Source organism: Rhizocola hellebori, assembly GCF_016862955.1.
Lineage (GTDB): Bacteria > Actinomycetota > Actinomycetes > Mycobacteriales > Micromonosporaceae > Rhizocola > Rhizocola hellebori.
Genome location: NZ_BONY01000049.1, coordinates 29383 through 53196, shown reverse-complemented (window position 1 = coordinate 53196; position 23814 = coordinate 29383). Strand labels below are relative to the sequence as shown.

The 23814-nt window shown below is 67.6% G+C and carries 24 protein-coding genes; 12 read left to right on the top strand and 12 right to left on the bottom strand.

The features are described 5' to 3' along the window. The first annotated feature begins 14 nt into the window (after positions 1 to 14). Positions 15 to 1547, top strand: a complete 1533-nt coding sequence (locus Rhe02_RS32205; protein WP_203912196.1) for a GMC family oxidoreductase — start codon at positions 15 to 17, stop codon at positions 1545 to 1547. On the opposite strand, the gene Rhe02_RS32200 is transcribed toward Rhe02_RS32205, so the two are convergent. The 3 genes from Rhe02_RS32200 to Rhe02_RS32190 form a co-directional block, all read right to left on the bottom strand. Next, positions 1544 to 2647: a ferritin-like domain-containing protein gene (locus Rhe02_RS32200; protein ID WP_203912195.1), complete on the bottom strand. Its 1104-nt coding sequence runs from the start codon at positions 2645 to 2647 to the stop codon at positions 1544 to 1546. The genes Rhe02_RS32205 and Rhe02_RS32200 overlap by 4 nt on opposite strands. A gap of 97 nt (positions 2648 to 2744) precedes the next feature. Beyond that, on the bottom strand, positions 2745 to 3374 hold the full coding sequence (locus Rhe02_RS32195) for a class I SAM-dependent methyltransferase (RefSeq protein WP_239124192.1): 630 nt from the start codon (positions 3372 to 3374) through the stop codon (positions 2745 to 2747). A 65-nt stretch (positions 3375 to 3439) separates the two neighbouring features. Continuing rightward, entirely contained in the window at positions 3440 to 3997 is a 558-nt protein-coding gene (locus Rhe02_RS32190) for a mycothiol transferase (RefSeq protein ID WP_203912194.1), read from the bottom strand. A 61-nt stretch (positions 3998 to 4058) separates the two neighbouring features. On the opposite strand from Rhe02_RS32190, the gene Rhe02_RS32185 reads away from it, so the two are divergent. Beyond that, entirely contained in the window at positions 4059 to 4346 is a 288-nt protein-coding gene (locus Rhe02_RS32185; RefSeq protein ID WP_203912193.1) for a DUF1905 domain-containing protein, read from the top strand. 4 nt (positions 4347 to 4350) lie between these two features. Here the strand turns inward: Rhe02_RS32185 and Rhe02_RS32180 are convergent, their stop codons facing one another. The 3 genes from Rhe02_RS32180 to Rhe02_RS32170 are packed head-to-tail and all read right to left on the bottom strand — an operon-like array spanning position 4351 to position 7117. Beyond that, a complete protein-coding gene (locus Rhe02_RS32180; protein WP_203912192.1) occupies positions 4351 to 5112 on the bottom strand; it encodes an aminoglycoside adenylyltransferase domain-containing protein in 762 nt (253 codons plus the stop codon). Between the two features lie 4 nt (positions 5113 to 5116). Then, on the bottom strand, positions 5117 to 5962 hold the full coding sequence (locus tag Rhe02_RS32175; protein WP_203912191.1) for an AAA family ATPase: 846 nt from the start codon (positions 5960 to 5962) through the stop codon (positions 5117 to 5119). An 18-nt stretch (positions 5963 to 5980) separates the two neighbouring features. Next, complete coding sequence (locus Rhe02_RS32170) at positions 5981 to 7117, bottom strand: alpha/beta hydrolase (RefSeq protein WP_203912190.1); 1137 nt, start codon at positions 7115 to 7117, stop codon at positions 5981 to 5983. Between the two features lie 72 nt (positions 7118 to 7189). Here Rhe02_RS32170 and Rhe02_RS32165 point away from each other — a divergent pair, with 72 nt between their 5' ends. Beyond that, on the top strand, positions 7190 to 7759 hold the full coding sequence (locus Rhe02_RS32165; protein ID WP_203912189.1) for a TetR/AcrR family transcriptional regulator: 570 nt from the start codon (positions 7190 to 7192) through the stop codon (positions 7757 to 7759). A 7-nt stretch (positions 7760 to 7766) separates the two neighbouring features. Here Rhe02_RS32165 and Rhe02_RS32160 read toward each other — a convergent pair whose 3' ends face one another. After that, complete coding sequence (locus tag Rhe02_RS32160; RefSeq protein ID WP_203912188.1) at positions 7767 to 8783, bottom strand: hypothetical protein; 1017 nt, start codon at positions 8781 to 8783, stop codon at positions 7767 to 7769. Positions 8784 to 8895: 112 nt separating this feature from the next. Here Rhe02_RS32160 and Rhe02_RS32155 point away from each other — a divergent pair, with 112 nt between their 5' ends. Together Rhe02_RS32155 and Rhe02_RS32150 are read left to right on the top strand one after the other, a co-directional pair. After that, positions 8896 to 9561: a hypothetical protein gene (locus tag Rhe02_RS32155; protein WP_203912187.1), complete on the top strand. Its 666-nt coding sequence runs from the start codon at positions 8896 to 8898 to the stop codon at positions 9559 to 9561. Positions 9562 to 9590: 29 nt separating this feature from the next. After that, entirely contained in the window at positions 9591 to 11114 is a 1524-nt protein-coding gene (locus tag Rhe02_RS32150) for an Hsp70 family protein (RefSeq protein ID WP_239124194.1), read from the top strand. Here the strand turns inward: Rhe02_RS32150 and Rhe02_RS32145 are convergent. Beyond that, the gene (locus Rhe02_RS32145; protein ID WP_203912185.1) at positions 11094 to 13580 is read right to left on the bottom strand and encodes an ATP-binding protein; all 2487 of its coding nucleotides are present in this window, start codon (positions 13578 to 13580) and stop codon (positions 11094 to 11096) included. The two genes, Rhe02_RS32150 and Rhe02_RS32145, sit on opposite strands and share 21 nt — an antisense overlap. A 156-nt stretch (positions 13581 to 13736) precedes the next feature. Between Rhe02_RS32145 and Rhe02_RS32140 the strand changes: the two genes are divergently transcribed. After that, positions 13737 to 14351 (top strand): C39 family peptidase, encoded by a 615-nt coding sequence (locus tag Rhe02_RS32140; protein WP_203912184.1) that lies wholly within the window; start codon positions 13737 to 13739, stop codon positions 14349 to 14351. Between the two features lie 95 nt (positions 14352 to 14446). After that, positions 14447 to 15379 (top strand): hypothetical protein, encoded by a 933-nt coding sequence (locus Rhe02_RS32135; RefSeq protein WP_203912183.1) that lies wholly within the window; start codon positions 14447 to 14449, stop codon positions 15377 to 15379. Between the two features lie 54 nt (positions 15380 to 15433). On the opposite strand, the gene Rhe02_RS32130 is transcribed toward Rhe02_RS32135, so the two are convergent. Continuing rightward, positions 15434 to 17377 carry a S8 family serine peptidase gene (locus tag Rhe02_RS32130; protein WP_203912182.1) on the bottom strand — a complete coding sequence of 648 codons (1944 nt, stop codon included), beginning with the start codon at positions 17375 to 17377 and terminating at the stop codon, positions 15434 to 15436. A 150-nt stretch (positions 17378 to 17527) separates the two neighbouring features. Here Rhe02_RS32130 and Rhe02_RS32125 point away from each other — a divergent pair, with 150 nt between their 5' ends. Further along, a complete protein-coding gene (locus tag Rhe02_RS32125; RefSeq protein ID WP_203912181.1) occupies positions 17528 to 17818 on the top strand; it encodes a hypothetical protein in 291 nt (96 codons plus the stop codon). On the opposite strand, the gene Rhe02_RS32120 is transcribed toward Rhe02_RS32125, so the two are convergent. Both Rhe02_RS32120 and Rhe02_RS32115 read right to left on the bottom strand, forming a co-directional pair. Beyond that, positions 17815 to 19458 carry an AfsR/SARP family transcriptional regulator gene (locus tag Rhe02_RS32120; protein WP_203912180.1) on the bottom strand — a complete coding sequence of 548 codons (1644 nt, stop codon included), beginning with the start codon at positions 19456 to 19458 and terminating at the stop codon, positions 17815 to 17817. The two genes, Rhe02_RS32125 and Rhe02_RS32120, sit on opposite strands and share 4 nt — an antisense overlap. A gap of 124 nt (positions 19459 to 19582) precedes the next feature. Beyond that, positions 19583 to 20293, bottom strand: coding sequence for a cellulose binding domain-containing protein (locus Rhe02_RS32115; RefSeq protein ID WP_203912179.1), 711 nt, complete (start codon positions 20291 to 20293; stop codon positions 19583 to 19585). Positions 20294 to 20331: 38 nt separating this feature from the next. Here Rhe02_RS32115 and Rhe02_RS32110 point away from each other — a divergent pair, with 38 nt between their 5' ends. The 4 genes from Rhe02_RS32110 to Rhe02_RS32095 all read left to right on the top strand — a co-directional run bounded on the left by Rhe02_RS32110 (position 20332) and on the right by Rhe02_RS32095 (position 23333). Continuing rightward, positions 20332 to 20850, top strand: a complete 519-nt coding sequence (locus tag Rhe02_RS32110; protein WP_203912178.1) for a DinB family protein — start codon at positions 20332 to 20334, stop codon at positions 20848 to 20850. A gap of 72 nt (positions 20851 to 20922) precedes the next feature. Beyond that, on the top strand, positions 20923 to 21591 hold the full coding sequence (locus tag Rhe02_RS32105) for a hypothetical protein (protein WP_203912177.1): 669 nt from the start codon (positions 20923 to 20925) through the stop codon (positions 21589 to 21591). Next, positions 21588 to 22472, top strand: coding sequence for a J domain-containing protein (locus Rhe02_RS32100; protein WP_203912176.1), 885 nt, complete (start codon positions 21588 to 21590; stop codon positions 22470 to 22472). Before Rhe02_RS32105 ends, Rhe02_RS32100 begins: the two co-directional genes overlap by 4 nt. Before the next feature lie 75 nt (positions 22473 to 22547). Beyond that, positions 22548 to 23333, top strand: a complete 786-nt coding sequence (locus tag Rhe02_RS32095; protein ID WP_203912175.1) for a rhomboid family intramembrane serine protease — start codon at positions 22548 to 22550, stop codon at positions 23331 to 23333. 7 nt (positions 23334 to 23340) lie between these two features. On the opposite strand, the gene Rhe02_RS32090 is transcribed toward Rhe02_RS32095, so the two are convergent. Continuing rightward, entirely contained in the window at positions 23341 to 23730 is a 390-nt protein-coding gene (locus tag Rhe02_RS32090) for a LysM peptidoglycan-binding domain-containing protein (protein ID WP_203912174.1), read from the bottom strand. Positions 23731 to 23814: the final 84 nt, after the last annotated feature.

Genomic DNA, 23814 nt, shown 5'->3' with positions numbered 1-23814 from the left:
GTTGAGGAGGCGTCGTGTCCGAGCAGCGTTTTGACTATGTGATCGTAGGTGCGGGAGCGGCCGGTTGCGTGCTGGCCCATCGGCTTTCGGCGGACCCGGCGGTGCGGGTGGCGCTGCTGGAAGCGGGCGGGCCGGACAAGGCGCAGGAGATCCGCATCCCGGCCGCGTTCAGCAAGCTCTTCACCACGGCCTACGACTGGAACTACCGCACCAGCAAGCAATCCGGGCTCGGTGACCGCGAGCTCTACTGGCCGCGGGGCAAGACCCTGGGCGGCTCGACCTCGATCAATGCGCAGATGTGGCTTCGCGGGCAGCGCGCCGACTACGACGGCTGGGGCTGCGCGGGCTGGTCCTATGACGAGCTGCTGCCCTACTTCAACCGGGCCGAGAGCCACCCGATGTGGATTTCTCCGCTGCGCACGCCGCACGCCCTGACGATGGCGTTTCTCGACGCCTGCGCCGAGGAAGGTCTGCCGCAGGAGGGAAGCATCAACGGCGCCACCCACGCCGGGTACGGGCTGACCCCGGTCACCCAGCGCAGGGGGCGCAGATGGAGCGCGGCCGACGCCTACCTGCGTTCAGCCCGGCGCCGGCCCAACCTGACCGTGCTCACCGGGGCTCTGGTGGAGCGGGTCGACCTGGTGGGCGACCGCGCCACCGGGGTGACCTACCGCGACGCATCCGGTGCCGTGCACCAGATCGCGGCCGGCCGTGAGGTCATTCTCAGCGCGGGTGCGGTCAACTCCCCGCAGCTGCTGATGCTTTCCGGCATCGGGGAGGGCGAGCAGCTCAGCGCGCTGGGCATCACCCCCCGGCACGAGGTGCCCGCGGTCGGCCTGCACCTGCAGGATCATCTGGCCAGCGGGATAGGGGTGCACTGCCCAGTGCCGATCACCATGGTCGCCGCCGAATCGCCGCGACAGGTGCTCCGATATCTCTTGGCCCGCAAGGGGATGCTTTCGTCCAATGTGGCCGAAGGAATAGCGTTCATTCGCAGCGACAAGTCCCTCGCCGCGCCGGACCTCGAGCTCATTTTCGCCCCGGTGCCGTTCATCGAGCATGGCCAGACCGCGCCGCCCGGCCACGGCATCACGATCGGGGTGGTGCTGCTGCAGCCCGAAAGCGAAGGGCGGATCACGCTTTCCAGCGCCGACCCGGCCGAGCCGCCGGTCATCGATCCCGGTTATCTGAGCGCGCAGGCCGATGTCCGCCGCCTCGTGGCCGGGCTCAAGGTGGCCCATCGCCTGCTTCAAACGCGCCCGCTGCGGCCCTTTGCGGGCGCGCCGATGGAGCCGTGGACCGGAAACGTCGACGACGACAGTCTCGCCGCCCACGTGCGCGAGCGCGCCGAGACCCTCTATCACCCGGTGGGTACCTGCCGGATGGGCACCAGCGACGACACCGTGGTCGGTCTCGACCTTAAAGTCCATGGCGTGCAAGGGCTGCGGGTGGCCGATGCGTCGGTGATGCCGCGCATCAACCGCGGCCACACCCAGGCCCCCGCCTACATGATCGGGGAGAAGGCCGCCGACCTGATCTCGGGTTAGGCGGCGCCGTCGGCGATGGCGGCCGCGACCTCCTCGCGGCGCGCGGCCTCCTCGTCGGCGAAGCGTTGCGCATCAAGCTGCTCGGCCAGCTCCTCGTCCTGGCGCATCAGGTCGTCGAGGGAGGACTCGCCGAGCTCGAACACGCCCATGTCCACGTAGGCCTGCTGAAGCTTCTCACTCCACAGCCCGATGTCCTTGACGCACGGGACGATCCGGCTGAACAGCAGACGCCGGAACAGGTGCAGGTATGGGGAGTTCTCGGCTATTTCAAAGGCCTCCTGCGCGCTGATGCCGAAGTTTTCCATCACCTCATGCCCGCGCAGCCGGTCGCGCATCAGGTAGCAGCCCTCGATGACGAACTCCTCGCGCTCGGCCAGCTCGGCCTGGGTGAGCTGGCTGTAATAGTCACGCAGCGCCATCCTGCCGAAGGCCACGTGCCGGGCCTCGTCCTGCATCACGTAGGACAGCAGCTGTTTGGGCAGGGGCTTGCTGGTGGTGTCGCGCAACAGGCCGAAGGCCGCCAGCGCGAGCCCCTCGATGAGGACCTGCATCCCGAGGTAGGGCATGTCCCAGCGGGAGTCGTTGAGGGTGTCTTTGAGCAGGCTCTGCAATTGATCATTGATCGGGTACATCATGCCGATCTTCTCTTGCAGGAAACGTCCATACATCTCGGCGTGGCGGGCCTCGTCCATCGTCTGTGTCGCCGAGTAGAACTTCGCGTCGAGGTCGGGCACCGACTCGACGATGCGCGCCGCGCACACCATCGCCCCCTGCTCGCCGTGCAGGAACTGGGAGAACTGCCACGATGCGTAATGCCGGCGCAGTTCGGCTCGCTCCTTCGGGCCGAACAGGTCCCAATACCTGGTGCCGTAGATGGCCATCGCCTCGTCGGGCAGGCCGAGCGGGTCATACGGGTCGACCTCGATGCTCCAGTCGATCCGCTTCTGCGCGTCCCACTGCTTGTCCTTTCCCTTCTGGTACAAGGCAAGCAACCGCTCCCGTCCGTCGTCGTACTCCCAGCTGAGCCGTGCGGCACCGGTCGCCTGCACCTCCCAGCCGTCGCTGTCGATGGGACGGATGTAGTAGTCGCGGGTCGACATGGTGGTACCTCCCGAAATGCGCGCCTTCTTCGACCGTCGCACGGGCAGCCAGTGCTGTCAATGTCGACCAATGTCGATTTATCGGGCGGCGCGCGCCTCAGGCCGGCTTGACCGCGTGGATGCGCTCCACCGTGCCGGCCTTGAGCCGCTCCCGCTCCACCACGGCGAACCCGGCCGCCTGTACCAATGCCAGCTGGCGGCGAGTGAGATGCTCGCCCATGGAACGGATGGTGAGACGCTCTACCAACCATTGCACGGCATAGATCGGCGGCCAGGTGCTGCCGATGTGATCGAGGAGCAGCAACCGCCCACCCGGGACCAGGACCCGGTTCATCTCGGCGATGGCGGCCGCCGGAGAGGGGATGGTGCACAGCGACAGCGCGCAGACCACCGTGTCGAATTGCGCGTCGCCGAAGGGGAGCTGCTGCGCGTCGCCCTCGCGCAGATCGGCCTGCAGGCCCAAGGTGGCTGCCCGGCGCCGGGCGATGGCAAGCATCGCCGGGCTCAACTCCACGCCGGTGATGGTGACTCCGGAGGGGTAGTGCGGCAGGTTCAGGCCGGTGCCGACCGCGATCTCCAGCACCCGCCCCTGAGCGCGCGCGCCCAGCCACTGCCGGCCCCCGCCGAACTGGACCCTTTCCAGGAAGGCGATCTGCCGGTCGTAGCCGGGCGCGTGCTTCTCCCAGACCTGCTTGACCTTGGCGGTCTCCTCCGATGGCGTCGTCACGATGTCCTCCAAGCGTTGGGCCTCGCCGTGTCCGACTCTAACCGCCGCCAAGACCATCGCTCGGGTCACGCGTTGGCGCGCCAGCCGGGCGGCGGATCCTCCCCGGTCAACCCATCGACTGCCTCGCGGAGCAGGTCGGCGTGGCCGGTGTGGCGGCCGTACTCCTCGATCAGGTCACACAGTAGGCGGCGCAGGCTAATCTGGCGGCCGTCGGGCCAGAACACGGGAACCAGCTGGTCAAGCCCGCCATTGGCCAATGCCTTGGCCAGCCTTGTCGCGGAGCGCTCGGCCGCGCCGTCCCAGAGCGCGTAAAGCTCTTCCGGGGTGTCATCGGCGGCGGAGGTGAACTCCCAATCGCCGTCCCAGCCGCTGGAGTTCCACGGTGGGCCCATCGGCTCCCCGGTCATTTTCACGGTGAAGGCGTAGTCCTCCTGGGCGGCCATGTGCTTGAGCAGGCCGCCGAGGGTCAGCGAGGAGGCGCCGACCCGGGTCTGCAAGCCGGCCGCGTCGAGCGCGCCGGCCTTCCAGCGGAAGGTGGTGCGCAGCCGGTTGAGCGCGGCGATCAGATGTTCCGTCTCGGTTCCGGCCAGCGGCGGTTCCCACGGGGTATCGCTATCGGTCATGCCTGCACCGTAGGAGTCAATGCGGACGTTACCCGTCCGGAACAGCTCCTATTCTGTTCGGATGGATCTGCAATTCAGCGGTGAGCTGTGGTTTTGGCGAGGCCCGTCGCCGTACCACTTCGTCAGCGTCCCGGATGAGCAGTGTGGCGCGCTCGAGGCGGCTTCGGCCTCGGTCACCTACGGCTGGGGCATGATTCCGGTGGCGGCGCGGATCGGGTCGACCAAGTGGACGACATCGCTTTTCCCCAAGAACGGGGGTTACCTGGTGCCGGTGAAGGACAAGGTGCGCAAGGCCGAAGGCCTGGAGCTCGGTGACATGGTCACCATTCGCCTCACCGTCGCCGTGTGACGGGTCATCCCTTGGCCAGGCGGCCGATTTCGGCGAGAACAGTGTCCACATGGGAGGGAAGCTGAGCCATCAGCTCGTCGCTCCACGCCGCTTCTTCGCTGTAACGGCGGGTCAGGTAAAGCTGCTTGGCGTGTTCGAGCACCGGCCGATCCGGCGCGGGCAGCCGGGCCAGGGCCCAGTCGGCGGCCGCGTCCTTGGACTTGATCTCACCGGTGGCCAGCGTGGCCCAGATGCGGGCGAAGGTCAGCAGCACGTTGCGGGTGTCCCCGGGCAGGTCCCCAACCAGGTCCGGGATGCCGTCCACGCAGCCGCGGGCGATGTCCCCGGGCGGGACGGGGTCGAGCAGCTCGGCCGGCGGCGGGCCGCTGAGCGGATGGTCGCCCGCCAGCGTCATTGGAATCATGATGGCGAGGTTGGGCATCGGCTCGGGCTGCGGGGGACCGCTGGCCGCGATCTGATCGCGCAACCACTCGCCGTAGAGGAAGTCGCACGTCGGCGGATACCGCCAAGGGCGCACCTGCGCCTGGACCACCACGGTCAGCTCGACCGGCCGCGCCGCCACCCGTGAGCCGGAGATCGGCGCAAGCCCGTCGACGAGGGCACGGCGCTCCCGATCGTCAAGGCTGTGCTCGGACACCACCATGATGTCCACGTCGCTGGCGGGCTTGAGCCCGCCATCCACAGAAGATCCATGTAAGTAAATTCCTAGAGCGGCTGGGCCAAGCGTGTCGCCGACCAACCGCACGATCTTCTGGAGCTGATCCATTCGGTCAGTATTGAAGACCCGCCGACTGCTCGCATCCGAATTTGCCAGCGTTGGCCTCGAAGTAGTCCACGCAGCTGACCCCGGCGATGGTCTCCTGAGCCTCGGCCATCAGTTTCACGGCAACGAGCCCTTCGCCGTCTCGGATCGCGGCGCTCAGGCGCCGATGTCCTTGCACGGCGAAGAAATTCGGCGCGGAGTAGCCGACGGTGATCTGCCCATCCGGGTCGGCGCCATCCTCGGCGTCCGGATCCTCGGTGAAGTAAATCCTTTTTGGAGCGAGGTAGCAGGCAGGCCCGTCCTCCATCGGGGAATGGAGATGCTCGACAATCTTTTCCGCAACCTGTTCCGGGGTGGCGCTTGTGGTGTCGCAGACGAGGTCGTAATTGCGAAGGCGGGTCTTGTCTACGCCATAGCGGGTGACGAACCGCATCCGTTCGCTCTCGCTGCGTATAGCGAGCCGATCGCGGGCCTCTTCCACATCGGCATAGCTTTCCACCGAGTTGGCCGGCCTGCCCAGCGCCCGCTGCGCGGCGACCAGAGGCTCCGCGATGAGATGCACCTTCAGCGCGTCGGCGAAGAAGTGCCAGGCCAACCGGCTGTCGACGATCAGCTGCTCGCCGGAGGCGGCGATGTCACGCTGAAGCTGATCAACATAATGATCGATTTTATCGTCAAGCTCGGCATGCAGATTGATCTCCACCGCTGTCATGCCCAGTTGCGCCGCCAGCGTCCGGAAGAGGTCTCCCACGCTGATGCGGCGGATCCCCAGCTGTGCGGCCAACATCATTGAAACCGTGCTCTTGCCGCTGCCAAGGTCCCCGTTGAGGACGACCGAGCGTCGCTTCGCCATGGCCAATGTTAGCGTGCCTCAAGACTCGTCCACTCGCGGACCGCTCAGCGCGGCCACCAGGCCGTCGGCCAGCCCGCCGCGCCAGCAGGCAAGATCGTGGCCGCCGTCGTACTCGCGATAGCGCATCCAGTAGCCGCGTGAGCGCAACGTGTCGCGCATCAGCCGCACCGAAGCCAGCAGGTCGCCTTCGCGCGAGCCGACATCGAGGAAGAAGCGCACCGGGACAGGCTCGGTGTCGGCGAACGCGTCGAGGATCTGCTTGCCGGACAGGCCGCCCTCATCGTCGCCGCCCCACCACGCGGCTACCGACAGCCCGATGACCCAGCCGAAACGGTCTGGATGCGAGTGCGCCAGATGGGAGGTCACCAGGCCGCCCAGGCTCTGCCCGGCGAGCACTGTCCTATCCGGATCGCCGGAGACGTTCCAGCGCTTCTCGATCCAGGGCACCAGCTCGTCAAGCACGAAAGGCTCGTACACCTGGGGATGGGTCAGGGCGTGCCAGCGGGGCGCGCCATGAATCGACTCGACGGCCGCCACCACCATGGGCGGCGCCGCGCCGTCGGCGATGAGATTGTCGAAGGTGGCCGCGATGTTCAACCTCATCCACCACAGCCCGTCGAAGAGCACCACCAGCGGCAGCGGGATTCCCTGTGGCTCATATCCCGCGGGGACATAGACATGGACTATGGAGGCTTCGCCGATTTCGTGGCGGGTCATGGTGCCCGGCGCTACGCCCGGCCTGGGCGCGTGCCACGGTTGCGGCGGCGCTTGTGGCAGCTCGAGAATGGAAGCCGCATCAGGGTTTCCATAGGTGACACCGGCCGCGAGCAAGAGGGGATTGAGCGGATCAGGCACACCCGCGGCCAGAATGCGCGCCCATCGCTCTTCGGTGGGATGCCCGTCCCAGGGCGCATCGCGGATGGGGCAGATCTGATACGAGGAGCGCAAAGTCGACGGCAGGCGCAGCCGCACGCTCCACTGGCCGCCGGAACCGCGCTGCATCAGGAAGGCGCGCACGTCGCCGTCGTCGTAGGCGTGGTCGGTCACGCCGATCAGGCGCACCAGAACAGCGTGCGACTCGTTGCTCGGATCTGTTTCCTGCCAACGGAAAGTGACGTCGTTCCAGCCGGCTTCAGGCGCGTTCTCGATGAGCATTTCTCCTCCTTGGTACCTGAGACAGCTGTATACGTAGCATGAGACTGTCAGTCTCAGCTACGGTGATGCCTCGTGAACGAGCAGCTGCTGGAAGTCGCCATCAAATTGCTCCACGACGATGGCTGGGAAGCGCTCAGCCTCGAGGCGATCGCCCAGCGGGCCGGGGTCTCCCGCGCCACCGTGTGGCGGCACGGTCTGACCCGGGCCGCCGTGGAAAAGGTGCTGCGGCACAGGCTCGTCGCCGACTACCGGGAGCTGCTGTGGGCCCCGCTGACCGAAGCGGGGAACGGCGCGCAGCGTCTGGACAGGGCGTTGCTCGCCCTATGCGTGGTGGCCGAGCGGAACCTGCCCCTGCTCGCCCACACCGAAACCGCGTTTCACCCCAAGGACCTCGAAGCCGCGAACATGACGCTCGATTTTTACGACCCGTGGCTGCGCATCCTCGATCTGGCGGTGGCCGACGGTTCGCTTCCCGCGCCGGAGGAGCCGCGAACCTGGATCGGGGCGCTGACCAACATGGTGCTGCTGACCTATGTGCACCTGCGCGCCTACCATGCGCAGAACGGATGGACGGCACCGCGGACAGCGTCCTATGTGGTCGAGTTGGTGGCGCGCGGCTACCTGCCGCGCGCCGTCGCTTAGATACGGCCTAGACGGTGGAATAGGTGACGAAGAAGCCGGAGTCCGCGGGCTGGCCGTTGTTGAAACAAGCCACCTTGACCTGCACGCCGTTGCCCGCATAGAACCAGAGATCCTCCAGCTGGCACCAGCGATTGTTCAAGTGCCCGTAGCCGGTGACCTGGACATGGTCGGTGCCGCCGGCCACGTTGGGCAAAGACACCAGATAGCGGCCCGTCGAAACGTACAGCACGGTGTTGCGCATGCCGACGGAGCTGTAGTTGGTCTCGGCCACGTCGAAACCGCTCAGCAGCGGTGGAGTGCCCGGCCACCAGAGCGTTCCGTAGGCGAACTTGGGTCCGGCCTTGCCGACCACCTCGCGCCGCTCGTGGTAGCTCAACACCCATCGGGTGTCCAGCGGCGCGCCCGCCGAGTTGTAGCACTTGACCCGAACCTGCTGGAAGCCGGCGTCGATGAACCAGGCGGAAGCCTTGCAGCGGGCCCCTTCCGCGAAGTTGAGCGCGGTCACCTGAAGCTGTCCCTTCATCATCGGCCCGCCGATGCCGTTGAAGTTCTGCAGCCAGGAGCCGACACCGGGTTCGTCGATCGGGGCCGGGTCCACCGCGCCGGTGGAGTTGAACTTGTGCGGGACTCCGCCGAGGTTGTAGGCGTAGTAGACGTGAGCGCCGGTGACCGGGCCGGGCCCCGAACTGCCCGCGTACATGACGGAGAAATTGGTGCTCTGCTTGAATCCGCCCGGGTTGTAGCAGTCGACATCCACCCGGGCGTCGGCGCCGATGGAGAACCAGTTGTTGAGCTGGCACCAGCGGCCGCCGCCGTTGATCGCCGTGACGTGGGCATAACCGTTGGCGTGCGCCTGACCCGGAAAGGTGACGCGGTACTGCCCCGACCCGGCGGGCACCTCGACGATCGTTGTCGTGGCCGGAGTCCTTTTGACCGCGGCGACGCCGTTCCACACCGCGAAGCCGTACTTGTCGGGCACCGCCGCGTTCGCCACCTGGGCCGGCATCACCAAGGCGATCGTCACGAGGATTAGAGCTAGTCTGCGAAAGGCAACCATGGATGAGTATGGGCCGGGCCCAGCTCAACTCGCGCGCGCGAGTCCTTGATCCGCCGGTCGGGAGTATTACAGTGCTGACGTGACTCTGGCCGCCCTGTTCGCCGCTGACCCTGTGGCGGGCGTGCTCCGGGTTCTTCAGGAAGCCGATGCCGCGCTGACCGCCGTCGAGGTGAAGAAGGCGCTGCAGGCCTCAGGAGTCACCAAGGCCGCGGCCGACGAGTCGTGGCCGGCCGTCCAGAAGCGGATCCGGACCCACGAAGACATTGTCGTTGAGGGCAACCGCTACCGGTACCAGGCCCAGGCCCCGGAGCTATCCGCATTGGAGGCTCTGGATGTGCTTGTCCACGAGGAGCTGACCGCGCCGCGCAAAGCCCAGCTCGCCGAGACCGTTCGTGCCGCCCTCACCGCGGCCCCGCAGCCCGATCTGGAGACGGCCGCCCGCCAGCGGCAGGCCCAGGTCGACGCGGTCAAGCTCCTTGCCGAGCTGGCCAGCGAGGTCGAGGAGCTGCTGGCCAACGAGACCGAGCCGGCCGTGATGATTCGCCAGGTCCGCGCCTGGGTAAAGCGCAGTGGTCTTGATCCGGTCGGGCGGGCGGGCGAGGAAACCAAGTTCGACCGCAAGACGCACAGGCCGGTTGATGGTCAAATACGCGACGGGGCTACGGTCTTTGTCGTGCGGCCCGGGTACATCTGGAAAGCACCCGAAAAGGATCTACTCATCGGCAAAGCGGTAGTCGAGGAATAGGCGTCGCGGATAGGAGCGAGTTGAGCAGCGTGAGGCCGGCGATCGGGCTTGATTTTGGAACCTCCACCACTCTCGTCGCCTCGCCCAGCGGCGTCGTGCCGATCGGCGAGGTGTCGGCCTGGATGCCGTCCCTGGTCGGATACGACGACGAAGGCCAGGTCGTGGTGGGCGAGCTGGCGCAGGATGTGCCCGATGAGCAGATGGTCCGCTCCATCAAGCGGCTGATCACCGACGGGCGCAGCGTGGTGCGCCTGCAGACCCCGACCGGGCTGCGCGATGTGCCGGCCGACGACCTGATCGTGAAGATGCTGCAGGAAGCGGCGACCCGCAGCGCCGCCAGCGGGCAGGACATGACCGGCCCGCATCCGGTGCGGCTGGGCTGCCCGGCGATGTGGGACGGCAAGCAGCGCAGAAGACTCGTCGAGCTGGCCCGCCGGGCCGGGCTGCCGGTGACCCTGGCCAACATCGTCGATGAGCCGGTGGCGGCGGGCATCGCGTGGCTCGCCGGCCGCAAACCGGACAGCTCCGCGCCGATGCGCGTGGTGGTCTTCGATATGGGCGGTGGCACCCTCGACATCGCGGTGCTCGACGTACGCGGCTCCCAGCATCGTGACGTCTCCGTGCTGGCGGCCATCGGTGTCGCCGAAGCCGGCGACACGCTCGACGACGCGATCACCGAGGACATGGAGTACGTACTGGCCGCGGCCGGGGTCGACATCGATTCGCTGGAGCGCCCGCGCCGGGCACGGGCCCGCCTGGCCTATGCCGCAAGGGCGGCGAAGATCGGCCTGAGCACGGAAACCGAGGTCGACGTCAAGCTCTCCCGCCGCGAGTTCGGCATCTCGTCGGTGGTCTACCGCCGGTCCTACCTTGACCAGGCCTTCGCGCCGCAGATGGATCGCGCGGAACAGTATGTGGCGGCGGCACTGCGGGCCGCTCACCTGGCGGAGATGGTTTCCGGCTCGGTCACCGACATCCTGCGCATGGAGACCGATGAGCTCACCGAGAAGGTCGATGTGGTGGTGCTCTCCGGCGGCATGAGCCAGATTCCCTATGTCGCGCAACGGATGGCCGAGCTGTTCCCGGCGTGGACCAGGGTGGAGATGGCGTGCGAGCCGTCGGACAACGCCGTGGCGCTCGGGCTCGCAAAAGCCGGCCACTACGGACGTATCAACATGTACCGTCCGGCTTTTGACATTCTCCTCGAATGGGACTCCAAGCGGGAGACGCGCAAGATTTACGAGGCTTACACCCCGCTGATCGAGGGACGCCAGATAGCCAGGGGCGGCAGCGATCTTCGTTTCGTCCGTACCGGCCAGGAGCTATCGCTGCCCGATGGTGGCTCCGGCAAGCTGCGCCTGGTGTCGCACTCCGGCGAGAAGGTGCGCGCCAGCCTCGCAGGCACCAGCCTGGAGGGCTTTCGTGTCGCGTTGAGCGAGCAGAAGTTCGAGTTCTCGATCTATCCCAACGGCCGGCTGCGGCTTACCGACGCCGATGCCACCTACGACGGGCACATCGAGGACTGGCACGCCTTACAGGACACGGCCCAGTAACGCGGTCTCCAGCTCGGCGACGGTGCTGGCGGCCTGATTGGCCAAACCGAGATAGCCGGACCTGTCGGCGATCAAAAGGCCCTCCCGGGCCAGGCCGAGCGCTGGCGCGTCCTCGCCGCGCCCGCGGTGGATGGCGGCAAGCCCAAGCAGCGCAAGGGTTTGCACCATGCGGTGACCCGCGCTGCGGGCCAGCTCGACGCTTCGCGAACCCAGCCTCACCGCTGTCTCGTCGTCGCCGGTGAGGTGGGCGATGGCGGCGGTGGTCTGCAGGCACAGCGCCACCACGCGCTGATCTTCGCTGTGCTCGGCGAGAGCGACCGCCGAGCGGGCCAGCTCCAAAGCCCGGCGCGGCTCGCCGGTTTCCTGGTGGACCCAGGCCAGGTCTCGCAGCGTGGTGGCCTCGGCCGCCTTGTCGCCAAGCTCGCGGTGCATGTCGAGGGCCCGCTGCAGCCTCTCCCGCGCCAGGTCGAACCGGCCGAGCCGAAGCGACGTTTCGCCGAGGTTGCTCAGCGCCACAGCCTGCGCTGTCCGGGAACCGATCTGACGATGCAGCTCGTAAGCCTGGGTGCCATAGATTTGCGCCTGCTCCCAGTCGCCCAGCTCGCCGTAGACGAGGCTGAGGTTGCCGAGGTTGACAGCCTGGCCCGCGGTGCGTCCAACCTCGACATTGCGCGCCAGGCTTTGCCGGATGAGCTGCGCGGCCTCGATCAGCCTTCCCTGCATTCGCCTTAGCCCGCCCAGGTTTCCCAGTGCGGTGGCGTGCCCGGCGATCCAGCCCCCGGCGACCGCGTGCTCGACGGCGTGGCCGTAAGCGGCGTCAGCGGCATCGTATTCGCCTTGACGCCAATGCAGATCGGCCAGGCTCAGCAGGGCGGCGGCCTGTGCCGGGCGGTCATCGCAGGCGTGGGCCGCCTGGAACGCCGCGTGGGCGACGGCATGCCAGTCGACGGTGAGCATCCGCAGGAAGAAGTATCCGCGCATGGCGTCGGCCAGGTGGCACACCGCCTGGCGCTGCCCGCGGTCAGCTCCGGCGGATATGGCGGCCACCAGGTTCTTGCGCTCCGAGTCGAGCCAGGCGATCGCTTCGGCGTCGGTGCTGTACTCGATGGCGCCTTCGGCGCGCGGCCCCATCGGAAGGCGGAGCACCTGCGGATAGAGCAGCCGCGCCGCCGCGTCGACCCGGTTCAGATAGTGCGCGTAAAGCCTTTCCAGGCCTTGCTGGCGCTCGGTTTCGCTTTCCTCGGTGGTGAGCAGCGTTGCCGCGTAAAGCCTTAGCAGGTCGTGAAACCCGTACCGGCCCGGCGTGCGCTCTTGCACAAGGTGGGCGCCGGCGAGCGCGGCCAGCATGCCGCGGGCCTGCGAGCCGGGAACGCCGGCCAGATCGGCGGCGGTGTCCAGGGTGAAGTCGGAGCCCTCCACCAGGCTCAGCAGGCGGAAAAGCCGTTGCGCCGCAGGCTCCAGCAGCTCGTAGGAGAGCTGGAGGGTGGCGCCCATCGCGGTGTGGTCGTCGCCGTCGAGTTGCAGCGTGCCCAGCCGGTCGGCGGAGCGCAACTGCTCGACGTAGTGGCGCAGCCGCTGCGCGGGCTGGCCGACCAGGCTTGCCGCGGCTATCCGCAGCGCCAGCGGCACGTAGGCGCACAGCTGAGCCAGCTCATCGAGGTCTGGGATGTCGACGTCGGTGTCCAGGATCGTGACCAGCAGCCGGCGGGCCTCGGTCGCGCTGAGCACGTCGAGCCGCACCGGCTTCGCGCCATCGCGGGCGACCAGACCGGACAGGTCGGTACGGCTGGTCACCAGCGCCCGGCAGGTGAGGCCACCGGGCAGCAGCGGTCGCACATGCTCGCTGTTGCGCGCGTTGTCGAGCAGGACGAGGATCCGCTTGCCGGAAACCTGGGCGCGGTAAAGATCGGCGGCGTACTCCTCGTGCATCGGGATCTTCTCCGGCGGCACGCCGAGCTGGTGCAGCAGCCGCCACAGCGCCTCAACCGGTGGCAGCGGCGGCCGATGGGAGAAGCCGCGAAGGTCCACATACAACAGTCCGTCGGGGAACTCGTGCTGGCAGCGGTGGGCCCAGTGCAGCGCGAGCGCGGTCTTGCCGATGCCGCCCGAGCCGGTGACCGCCGCCACCGGGGTGGGTGGAACGCCGGAAAGCAGGCTGTCGAGCTGGGTCAGGTGCTCGTCGCGGCCGGTGAAGGCGGGTGGCGCGGCGGGAAGCGCGTTGGGCGCGGGATCTGGCGCCGGGTCAGCCTCCAATGCGGACGCGGCCTGGGCGCAGAACCGCTCCCGCGCCTCGCCGTGCAGGCCGAACACCTCACCGAGCAGGCGCACCGTGGCGGGCCTGGGCGCGGCTATCCGATTCGCCTCGATCTTTCCGATGGTGCGGACGCTCACCCCGGCTTTGGCCGCCAGGTCCTCCTGGGACAGGCCTAATCGACGCCGGTAGGTGCGCACCATGTCCCCGAACATCCACCCATGCTTGCAGAGGAACACCTGGCCCGAAAGTGCGGCAAGTGCTGCTTAAGTGCTGCCAAAGTGCCGGTCTGCGTCCTGGGCTGGGCACTCGTGAACGGGAGACATTGGACACTCCGATCAATTCACGGACGGCAATGTAGAGGACGGATCATGAACGTATCCCGACGGCGGCTGGGCCGGATGCTCGTCACTGCCGCTGCCATGCTCGCCACGGGCGCCGGTATCGCCCTGCCCGCGGCACCTGCCAACGCCGCGGCGTCACGGGTACTTAGCTATGAGTTCCAGTGGCAGCAAAACGGCTACTACTGCGGGCCCGCGGCGGTGCGGATAGCGCTGACGGCACGCGGCTACTACTACAGCCAGAGCTACCTCGCGGGACAGCTGGGCACCACCACCAACGGCACGAACTCGGCGCTGGACACCACCCGGGTGCTCAACAGCCTGGGCTACACCGGTTTCTACGAGACCAAGTGGATCCCCGGCAACACGGCCACGCAGGCGGAGATCAACCGTCTGCAGTGGGACGTGGTCTTCGACATCGACCGCAACTACCCACTGGTGGTCAACGTCGTGGGTTCCGCCATGGACACCGACGGCGACTGGCACACCTACAACGGCGGTCACTACATGGTGATCACCGGCTATTCCAATGACGGCTGGACGGTCAAGGTGGCCGACCCGGCTGACGCCAACGGTTACGGCTGGTACTGGATGACCACCGCGCGGATGGCGACCTGGATCGCGCTGCGCGGCTACTCCGCATAGGCGCGTAGGCGGGCACGGGGGCGGCAGCTGAAAATCCAAGCTGTCGCCCTAGTCGCGTCTGGCACAAGGCGAGGTGCTTGGCGATACTCCCAGCTATGGACAAGGCCCGCGCGGAGCTAGGCCGGGACCTGGCGCACGCGGTGCGGACGGGTCCGTTCTCCGCCGTGCTGCACCTGGCCATCGAGGATCGGGGCCTGCGCCTGGAGGAAATCCAGGAGCGGCTGGCCATCGCCGGGGTGCGGATCAGCCTGACCATGCTGAACCACTGGCGGCGCGGCCGCAGCCAGCCGGAGCGACCGGAGTCGATAAGAGCAGTCCATCTGCTGGAGGGCATCCTGTCGCTGCCGGCGCAGTCGCTGACGGCCCAGCTGGGCCCGCGCCGGCCCCGCGGGCGATGGCCGGCCCAGCTTCCCGGCATGCTCGATGTGGACCGGCTCTTCGCCAACACCAGCGTGATCAGCATGATCAAAGAGCTGAACAGCTGGATGTACCACGAGCTGACCCGGGTCAGCATGCACGATGTCTATCTGGTCGGGGCCAACCGGCAGGAGATCGGGTTGGTCTGCCGTCAGGTGATGCGGGCCAACATCGACCGGGTCTCCCGCTCGGTGGGCATCTTCCACAGCGACGATCTGCAGGCGCCCATCACCATCAGCGCTTTGCGCAACTGCCGCATCGGCCGGGTGCGCGACGAGCCGGGCACGGGCGCGATCGCGGCTGAGATCGTCTTCGACCGGGTGCTGTCGCAGGGCGAGACGGTCGTGGTGGAGTACGAGTTCCGGGTGGACTCAGCGCACTTCACCGATCACTTCTATCGAGGTTTCTCGGTGCCGATCGGCGAATACCTTTTGCAGATCCAGTTCGACGCCGAAGCGGTACCCGCAAAATGTTATCGGTTTGAAAAACACAGCATCAGCGCGCCGGAGCAAGGGGTGCGCGAGGTCTGGATCGGCTCGACCCAGGGGGCGCATCTGCTCGCCTGCGACGTGCCGCCGGGTGTGGTGGGGATGCGCTGGGAATGGCAGTGAGCGGCCCCGCGCCAGAAACGAGGCCGTTCACCCTTTCTTGCGGGAGGAGCGGGTTCAGCTGGCGGTGACGGTCACGTCGTCGACCACGAAACTTGTTTGCAGCGACCAGTCTTCGACGCCGGTGAACTTCAGCGCGACGGTCTGCCCGGCGAACTGGCTGACATTGACCACCCGTTCCACGTAACCGGTGCTGGGGTTGAGGTTGGAGTAGCTGGCCACGGTGGTGCTGCCGAGGGTGACGGTCAGCCGGTCGTAGACCGCGCTCTCATACTCGTCCGTGTCAATCTGTAGCCAGTAGCGAAGGGTGACGCTGGTGCACCCGGACGGGATGGAGATCGACTGCGAGAGCGTGTCGGTGTGGGCGTTGCCCCTGCCGCCAAGCCAGGCATTGCGGGTTCCGCTTCGCGCCGGGTACTCGGTCCAGGTGCCGATGACGTATTGCGAAGCCGTCCAAGGTGTTGAGCCGCTTTCGAATCCGGAGTTGCCGACCACCTGGACCGGGTTGCAGCCCGGCTGACCGGTGGTGACCGTCCAGGTGAAATTGGCTGTGCCGGTCCGGCTGGCCGAATCGGTCACGGTCACCGTGACGTTGGAAGTGCCTGCGGCCGTAGGGCTGCCGGTGATCCGGCCGGTGGCTGCCGCGATGGAAAGCCCGGCGGGCAGACCGCTCGCGCTCCAGGTGTAGGGCGTGGTGCCCCCGCTGGCCTGCAGCTGCAGATCGACGGCCTGTCCGACGGCGGTGCTCTGGTTGCCGGGGTTGCTCACCGACGGATTGCCGGGGGTGCCACCGCCGATGAATCCGGTGTACAGCAACACGTTTGGCGAGCCGCTGCCCGGGCTGGTGATTTTGCCGGTGGTGCCGTTGTTCACCAGCGCGTTGCGCACTTCGGCCGGGGTCGCGCTGGGATTGGCCCCCAGATACAGGGCCACCGAACCGGCCACATGCGGTGAGGCCATTGATGTTCCGGTCATGGTGGCGCTGCCGTTGTTGTTCGAGTAGGACGCCGACACGATGCTTGTTCCGGGCGCGAAGATGTCCAGACATGTGCCGTAGTTGCTGCTGCTGTTGCGCGCATCGGAACTGTTGCTGTTGCCCACGGTGATGGCCGCGGCCAGCCGCTGCGGGCTGTAGAAGCAGGCGTCGTCGGAAGCGTTGCCGGCCGCCTGCACGAACTGGATCCCCGACGAGATCAGGTTGCTGACCGCTGTTTCCAGCGCCTGGCTGGTGCAGCGGCTGGTGCAACCGATGCTGTAGTTGACGACGGCCGGTTTCACGGCGTTGGTACGGATCCAGTTGAAGGCCGCGATGAAGTCGTCGTCGAAGCCCGAGCCCTGGCAGTTCAGCACGCGAACGGCGACGACGTTGGCCTTCTTGGCGATGCCGTAGCTGGTGCCGACCGCGGTTCCGGCCACGTGGGTGCCGTGGCCGTGGCAGTCGGCGGGATTGCTGTCCCCGTCGACGATGTCGGTGCCCTGGCGGACCCGGCCGCTGAAGTCGACATGATTGGGGTTGATGCCGGTGTCCGCCACGTAGACGGTCACCCCTTGACCCGGGTTGGCCGGATAGGTGAACGCCTGGTTCAGCGGTAGGTTGCGCTGGTCGATCCGGTCGTCTCCCCAGTTGGGTGGGTTGTTCTGGGTGTCCGTTATGGACATTTGCTGTACCTGTTCCACGTAGGCGACCGCGGGGTCGGCCGCCATCCGCTGGGCCTGCTTGGCCGACATGGCGACGGAGAAGCCGCGCACGCCTGCGGTGTAGACGTGGCGGGTCTGCCCGCCGAAGCGGCCGGCCAGGTCCTGTGCCTTGGCGGCGACCGCGGTCGCTTCGCTGACCCCGGTGTCGTTGAGGACAACGATGAATCTTCCCGCAACCGCGGTTGGGCTGTCCGCGTACAGGATGGCGCCTTCGGGTTCCGCTTGCGCCGGTGCGCCCAGGCTCAGTGCCCCGGCGAACGCGACGAGCAGTGCACAGCCGATGGCCGATGCTCGTGGCAACAAAGGTGACCTCCTCCTCAAAGCGCCCGGGCCGGGCGCTGCGCAGAAGGTAGAAGCGCAGGAACGCGGGAGGTCAGCCTGAAAAACAGTTGTCGCCGGTCTATGTCCCCAAAACTGTTTATGAACGAGGCCCGAAATGGTACATTTCGGACCATGGGCTTTATTCAGATCATCGAGTACGAGACCGACCGGCCTGACGAGATCAAAGCGCTGGGCGACGCGAGAATGGCCGAAGGTGATATGCCGCAAGGGTTCCGGATGGCGGTGACGCGTGACCGCGACCGGCCCAACCGCTACTTCACCATCGTGGAGTTCCCCTCCTACGAGGTGGCCATGGAAAACAGCGCGCGGCCCGAGACCGACTCCTTCGCCAAGGAGATGGCGGCTCTGTGCACGAGCGGCCCGAAGTTCTACAACCTCGACGTGCAGATGTCGATGCCCTAGCGGCTCACGTCGGCGGTAGCCCGCGGATAGATCAGCTTTGTCGCGTAGTCGACGCGGGCCAGGTAGAAGCTGTGCAGGCGCCCGATCGCGGTCGCCTGCTCGGCCGCGGTCTGGGTGGTGGCGAGCCGCTCGGCGGCGTAGGCACGGACCAGATCATGCATGGCGTAGCGGCCGTCGCCCTGCTCGTCAACCAGGCGGGCGGCGGCCAGCCGGTGCAGGATCTCGGCCGCGGCAAGCTCGTCGGTGCCGGCCAGCGCCGCGGCCGACGAGACGGAGAAGTCCTGGGTGGCGGGCAGACCAAGCCACCGGAACAGCAGCCGGTCCGGCTCGCTCAGGGCGCGGTAGGAAAGATCGAGCATGGGCCGCACGGCGGCCAGCGCGTCATGGCGGTCATAGGAGGTGGCAATCCGCCGCAGCCGTAGCCGCATCGCGAGCTGGCCGATGCTCGCCCACGGCCGGGCCGCCAGATCGGCGGCCGCGATGCGCAGCGGGAGCGGCAGGTGGTCGCAGAGCGCGGCCAGTTCGGAGCCGGCCCCCGGCTCGGTTCGCAGGCGGTTCTCGCCCAGCGTCGCTGACAGCAGCAGCCCGGCATCGGCGCACGTCAGCACGTCAAGACACAGCGTCGCCGGATCAGGGCCGGCCGCCTGCCCGATCAGGCTGTCCCGGCTGGTCACCAGGACCAGGCTTTCCCCGCCGCCGGGCAGCAGCGGCCGCACCTGGCCGGCGTCGCCGGCATTGTCCAGCAGCACCAGGCAGCGCCGCTTGGCCAGCAAACCGCGATACAGCCCGGCCGCATCGTCGACCCGGTCCGGGATGTCGTGGTCGGGCAAACCCATGGCGCGCAAGAACCTTGCCAGCGCGTCCAGCGGCTGGACGGGCGGGCCGGCCGCGTGCCCGCGAAGGTTGACGAAGAGCTGGCCATCCGCGAAGCTGTCCCGCCTGCGGTGCGCCCAGTGCACGGCCAGAGCGGTCTTGCCGATCCCGGCCGCACCGGCGACGGTGACGATGTCGGGTGAGCCGTGCCAGGTCAAGGTGTCCAGGCGGCCCAGCTCGGCCTCCCGCCCGGCGAAGCCCGCGATGTCGGGCGGCAGCTGGGCCGGAGTCGGTCCACAGTGGACGATGGCGCTGCCGCGTGCCCGTCTCCGCAGCGCCTCCAGGCGGTCCTCCAACGCCTGGAGGCGGGCCTCATTCAGCCGGGCTGCGGCGGCATTGAGCGCCGTCCCCGCGGGAACGTTGGCCAGAGCCGGGCCCCGCCACAGGGCCAGGGCCCGGGTCAGCGTCCGGATGGCGGCGTCCCACTCGTGCTGCGCCAGCTCCCGCCGGCCCCGCTCGAGCTGCTGCTCAAACATAAGCGCGTCAACGGATTCGGCCGGTAGTGCCAGCTCGTAACCGTGGCGGCGGGTCTGCAGCACGCCCGGCCCGAGCACGCGGCGCAGCCGGAAGACGTATCCCTGGACCGTACGCATCGCGCTGGGCGGCACGCAGTCCGCCCACAGCTCGTCGATCAGGCGCTCGGTGCGCACGACTTGACCTGCGTGCAGCGCAAGCATAGTGAGCACGGTGCGCCGCTGGCCCGCCGTGATCACCATGCTGCGCTGGTCGTCGTCGACGCGCAGAGGCCCCAACATCCGGATCCGCATGATCGGCTGCTCCCTTCCCCATGGTCTGTAGCCGATTCGGAGCGGCTCGGGCGCTGGATGGGTGTCGCAGCGACCTTTCACAGCATGGGGAGGGCCTCTGGTCTGATGCTGGTTCTGGACTGGTCTAGGGCTGGACGGCCCGGCACGCCACCCCATCGACAGCGCACGAGACCAGGCTGTACGCGCCGCTGGTCTGCAACGCGATGAAACCGAAGGTGTGCGTGGCGCCCGGCGCCAGCGGCCTGGGATTGCCGTTGTCCCATTTGGGCGGGGTGAAGGTGAGCACGGCCCCGTCGCGGGCCAGCTCCGCGCTCCAGCTGTGGCCGAACATGGCCTTGGCCGGCAACTCGATGCGCAGCTTCCACAACGCCGGCGCGGTGGTCTGATTGGTCACCACCAGGGTCACCTGATATCCGCCCTGCCAGGTGAGCATCGTGTAGGTGGCCTGCAGCCCATCCACGGTGGTGGCGATCGACCGGGCCGGGCTCGCCTCCGTTCGAGGCGGGGTGGATGGCGGCTGGGCAACGGATGGGCGCGGGCTGGGCCTGGCTGCGCCGCTGGAGGCTACCGGGCTGGCCGGGCCGAAGCCGTCCAGGCCGCCGGCCGAGGCCATCGCATCGGGTGCGGCGGCACGCGGCGAACCATCGCCCGGCCCACTGTCGGGCCGGGTCAGCGCCCAGCCGGTGGCGCCGATCAGGGACAGGCTCGCGGCTGCCGCGGCGACGATGGCATGCCGTCTGATGCTCAGCGCGGGCCGCGCCCGGTGCCCGGCCGCGGGTTCTTCCGCGGGCACGGGATCGGGCGGATCATCCTGTGGGCGCCGATGCTTTGCCATGACAGGCAGCAGCATACGACCCGGGTGATAATCATGGGATGAGTGAGCCCATGGCTGAGCCGCCTAAGTCCCTTTCCGATCCCTCCGAGCTTTTTGTGGCCTACCTCGATTGGGAAAGGTCAGTGATCGCGCGGAAATTGGCGGGCCTGACCGAGCAGGAGCTGCGCACGGCCGTCCTGCCTTCCGGCTGGACCCCGATCGAGCTGCTCAAGCATCTGGTCTACATGGAGCAGCGCTGGCTGGTCTGGGGTTTCGCCGCGCAACAGGTGCCAAGCCCGTGGGGCGATCACGATCTGCAGACCGAGCGCTGGCACGTCGGGCCGCAGGAAACCTTGGCAGAACTCCTTGCCGCGCTTGACGAAGTCGGGCAAAAGACCCGTGCCATCATCGCCGGGGCGAAGCTGGAGGATCCGGCCGCGATCGGTGGCCGCTTCCAGGAGGATGGCGTCGCACCATCTTTGTCATGGATACTTTTCCATGTTTTGCAGGAGTATGCGCGGCACGCCGGCCACCTCGACGTCGTCCGCGAGCTGATCGACGGAGACACCGGCGAATAGGTCCAGGGTGGACAGCGCTCGGTGCGTGGAAATAAGGTAGGTGGCCAGTCCGAACGCCGGGGGGAGTCGATTGTGAGCCTGCCAGTGCCAATGCGCTCGACATTGCCTGAGCTCTATGCCGCAGGCGGCTCGGGTGCTTTCGGCTCCGTGCCCATGGACTTTTCCGCCGAAGCCGAAGATCCCGACACGCTGTGGATGACCATCAGCGAGCCGATCCGGCACCGGGCGCGCGAGCGCAGCGGTCCCATCCTCGCCTGGTGGGCATCGCGGGAGAAGGGCCGCTCCGCCACCGCGGTCGTGCTCGGGGAGCACGGCCTGGTGACCGTGGAACCGGTCGGCGAAGCGGGCAAGGAGGTTTATCGGGTCAGCGGCGTCAATCTGCAGCCGGGAAGCTTCCGCAGCTTCGAGGTCACCGGTCAGAGCAACAGCGAGGCGCGCCCGGCCACCGCCGAGGCGGCGATGCCGTTCGAAGGCCAGATGGAGCTGCTGATGCGCAATCTGCCCGGCCGGGCTCAGCGTCACCTGCAAGCGCCCTACCACGACGGTTCCTCGCTGGTCCGCTACGGCTCCTTCTACCTGCGCTGGGACCGTCCAGTGGGGACAGAGCTCCAGGTGTGGGCCTACGTCTTTGGCACCAGCCGCCTCGTCTTCGTCTCCGGGTCGCGTTTCACCCGGCACGGCGAGTCAGAAACGCTCGGCACCTGGCAACTGACTTGCCGCAGCGCGGCGATCGCGTCATGAGCCTCGACTCGCTGCTGCGTGACCTCGCCGGGGCCAATCCCTATGAGCTGCTTGGCCTGACGACCAACGCGACCGACACCGAGATCAAGGAAGCGCGCCGCCGCCTGCAGCGGCAGGCGCACCCCGACCTTGTCGACGGCGACGGCGAATTCGCCCGCGTCATCAACATCGCGGCCGACCTTCTACTCGACCCCCGGCGCCGCGCCATGTTCGACAGCGGCGCAGACCTTCCCGCCGACCTGCTCTATCCGGGCGATCCCGGGACGGGCAAGGTCCAGATGCCGCCGCCCGACGAGCCGATCCGCCCAGTGGCCACCGAGCCCTCCTTCTGGGATCTGCGGCCCAGACGGCCGGGCACCATCGCCGCCTCGATGTGGTTCATGTATGCGGCGGCAGCCACCTGCGCCCTGGTCTTCATCATCGGCGCGCTGGGCACCGCCATGGCCAGCGATCCGGGCGGAAGGCTGAACAACGTCTCCGAGGTGCTCGGGCTTTCCGCCCTGCCGATCGCGGCCTGGATCGCGATCACGATGGTGCTGGGCACCGGCATAAGGCAGGGCTGGCGCGGCGTCGCCGGGGGCGGCTGGGGGCTGACCGCCATGATCCTGCTGCCGATCGGGTTGGGGTGCGGCACGCTGATGAGCTACACGCTCACCCCGGCCGTCGCCAGCACCGACGACGACAAGGAGCTCCTGCTCCGGGTACCCGACCTGATCCAGAGCATGATGGTCTGGGCTTTCCCGATCGGGCTCGTCTTCGCGGTGATCGCCATGCTGTTGACCCACACTCAGGAGTCACGGGACTACCTGACGACGATGGCCACAATCCGCGACAATGCGGATCAGGCGGCCCGTTACCGCGGCGGGCGGCGCCGGTCGTAAACCGGGGGTGTTTTTCGCCCCTGTCGATAGGGCACAGTGGACGGTGTGGTAATCCCCGTCCACGATGTGAACCCAGTGCGGCGTGTGCCGTGGATGACCTACGGCCTCATCGCTGCCAACGTCATCATCTTCCTGCGCACCCCGGCCTCGGCCATGATCGGCATTGAGGAGCTCAGCCTCGGCGACCTGTGCCGGCAGGAGGCATTCTTCGGCCACTACGGCGCCATCCCCGACGAGATGCTGCACAACACCCAGCTGCCGTTGGTGCCGACCGGCGAGGTGGGCGCCGGCCAGACCTGCGTGATAGGCGCGCCGTCCTACGAGAAGATCCCCGCGCTGTCGGTCCTGTATTCGATGTTCCTGCATGGAGGCTGGCTGCACCTGCTGGGCAACATGCTGTTCCTGTTCGTGTTCGGCAACAACATCGAAGACCGCTGGGGAAAGCTGCGCTTTCTGGCGTTCTATCTGATCACCGGGTACATCGCGGCCTATGGGTTCGCGTTGGCCAACCCTGACGCCACCGTGCCGCTGGTGGGGGCCTCCGGCGCGGTCTCAGGCGTGCTCGGCGCCTACCTGATCCTCTACCCGGGGGCGCGGGTGTGGAGCCTGGTGCCCATCCTGCTGTTCATACCGCTGAAGTTGCCGGCCTGGATAGTGCTCGGGACCTGGTTCGTCCTGCAATACCTCTACGCCACCGGGAGCGGTGTCACCGACGGTGGCTCAGTGGCCTATCTGGCGCACGTCATCGGCTTCGCCTTTGGAGTGCTGATAGCGATTGTGGCGAGGGCCGCACAGCCCCCGCCACCCAGACATGACGGGCCGCCACCGCCGATCGTGTACAGCAAACGGCATTGGCGATGAACAGGGCTCATTGCGGGATGGTCAGCTCCAGGCCGGAGCTGATCCGGTTCGGATCCGCGATGTTGTTGGCACTGGCTATTTTGCGGTACTGACGTCCGTCGCCGTAATGGCTGACCGCGATGTCCCACAGCGTGTCGCCGGGCTTGACCGTATAGGTGCGGGCCGGCGCAGGCGGTGCGGCTTGCGCCTGCGGCGTCGGGGTGTTCGCTGCCGGCGTGTCCTTCTTGCCCAAGCCGAAAGGCAGGCTGAAACCGGCGGCCTGGTCGCCGTCGGGCGCGGTGGCCTTGCCGCCCTTGGGTTTGGTGGAGTCGCCCGGCTTAGCCTTCATCGTCGCGGCGATCTTGCGCATCTCCCCGCCGACGTCGGTGTCCTTGCCTGGCCTGCTTGCGGTAGTCATGTCGATCACGCTAGTGTCGCCGCCCGCCAGCCCGGGCGAATATCGACAAACCGCGGTCGGGCAAAGAAAGGCCGGGGTCTGGCG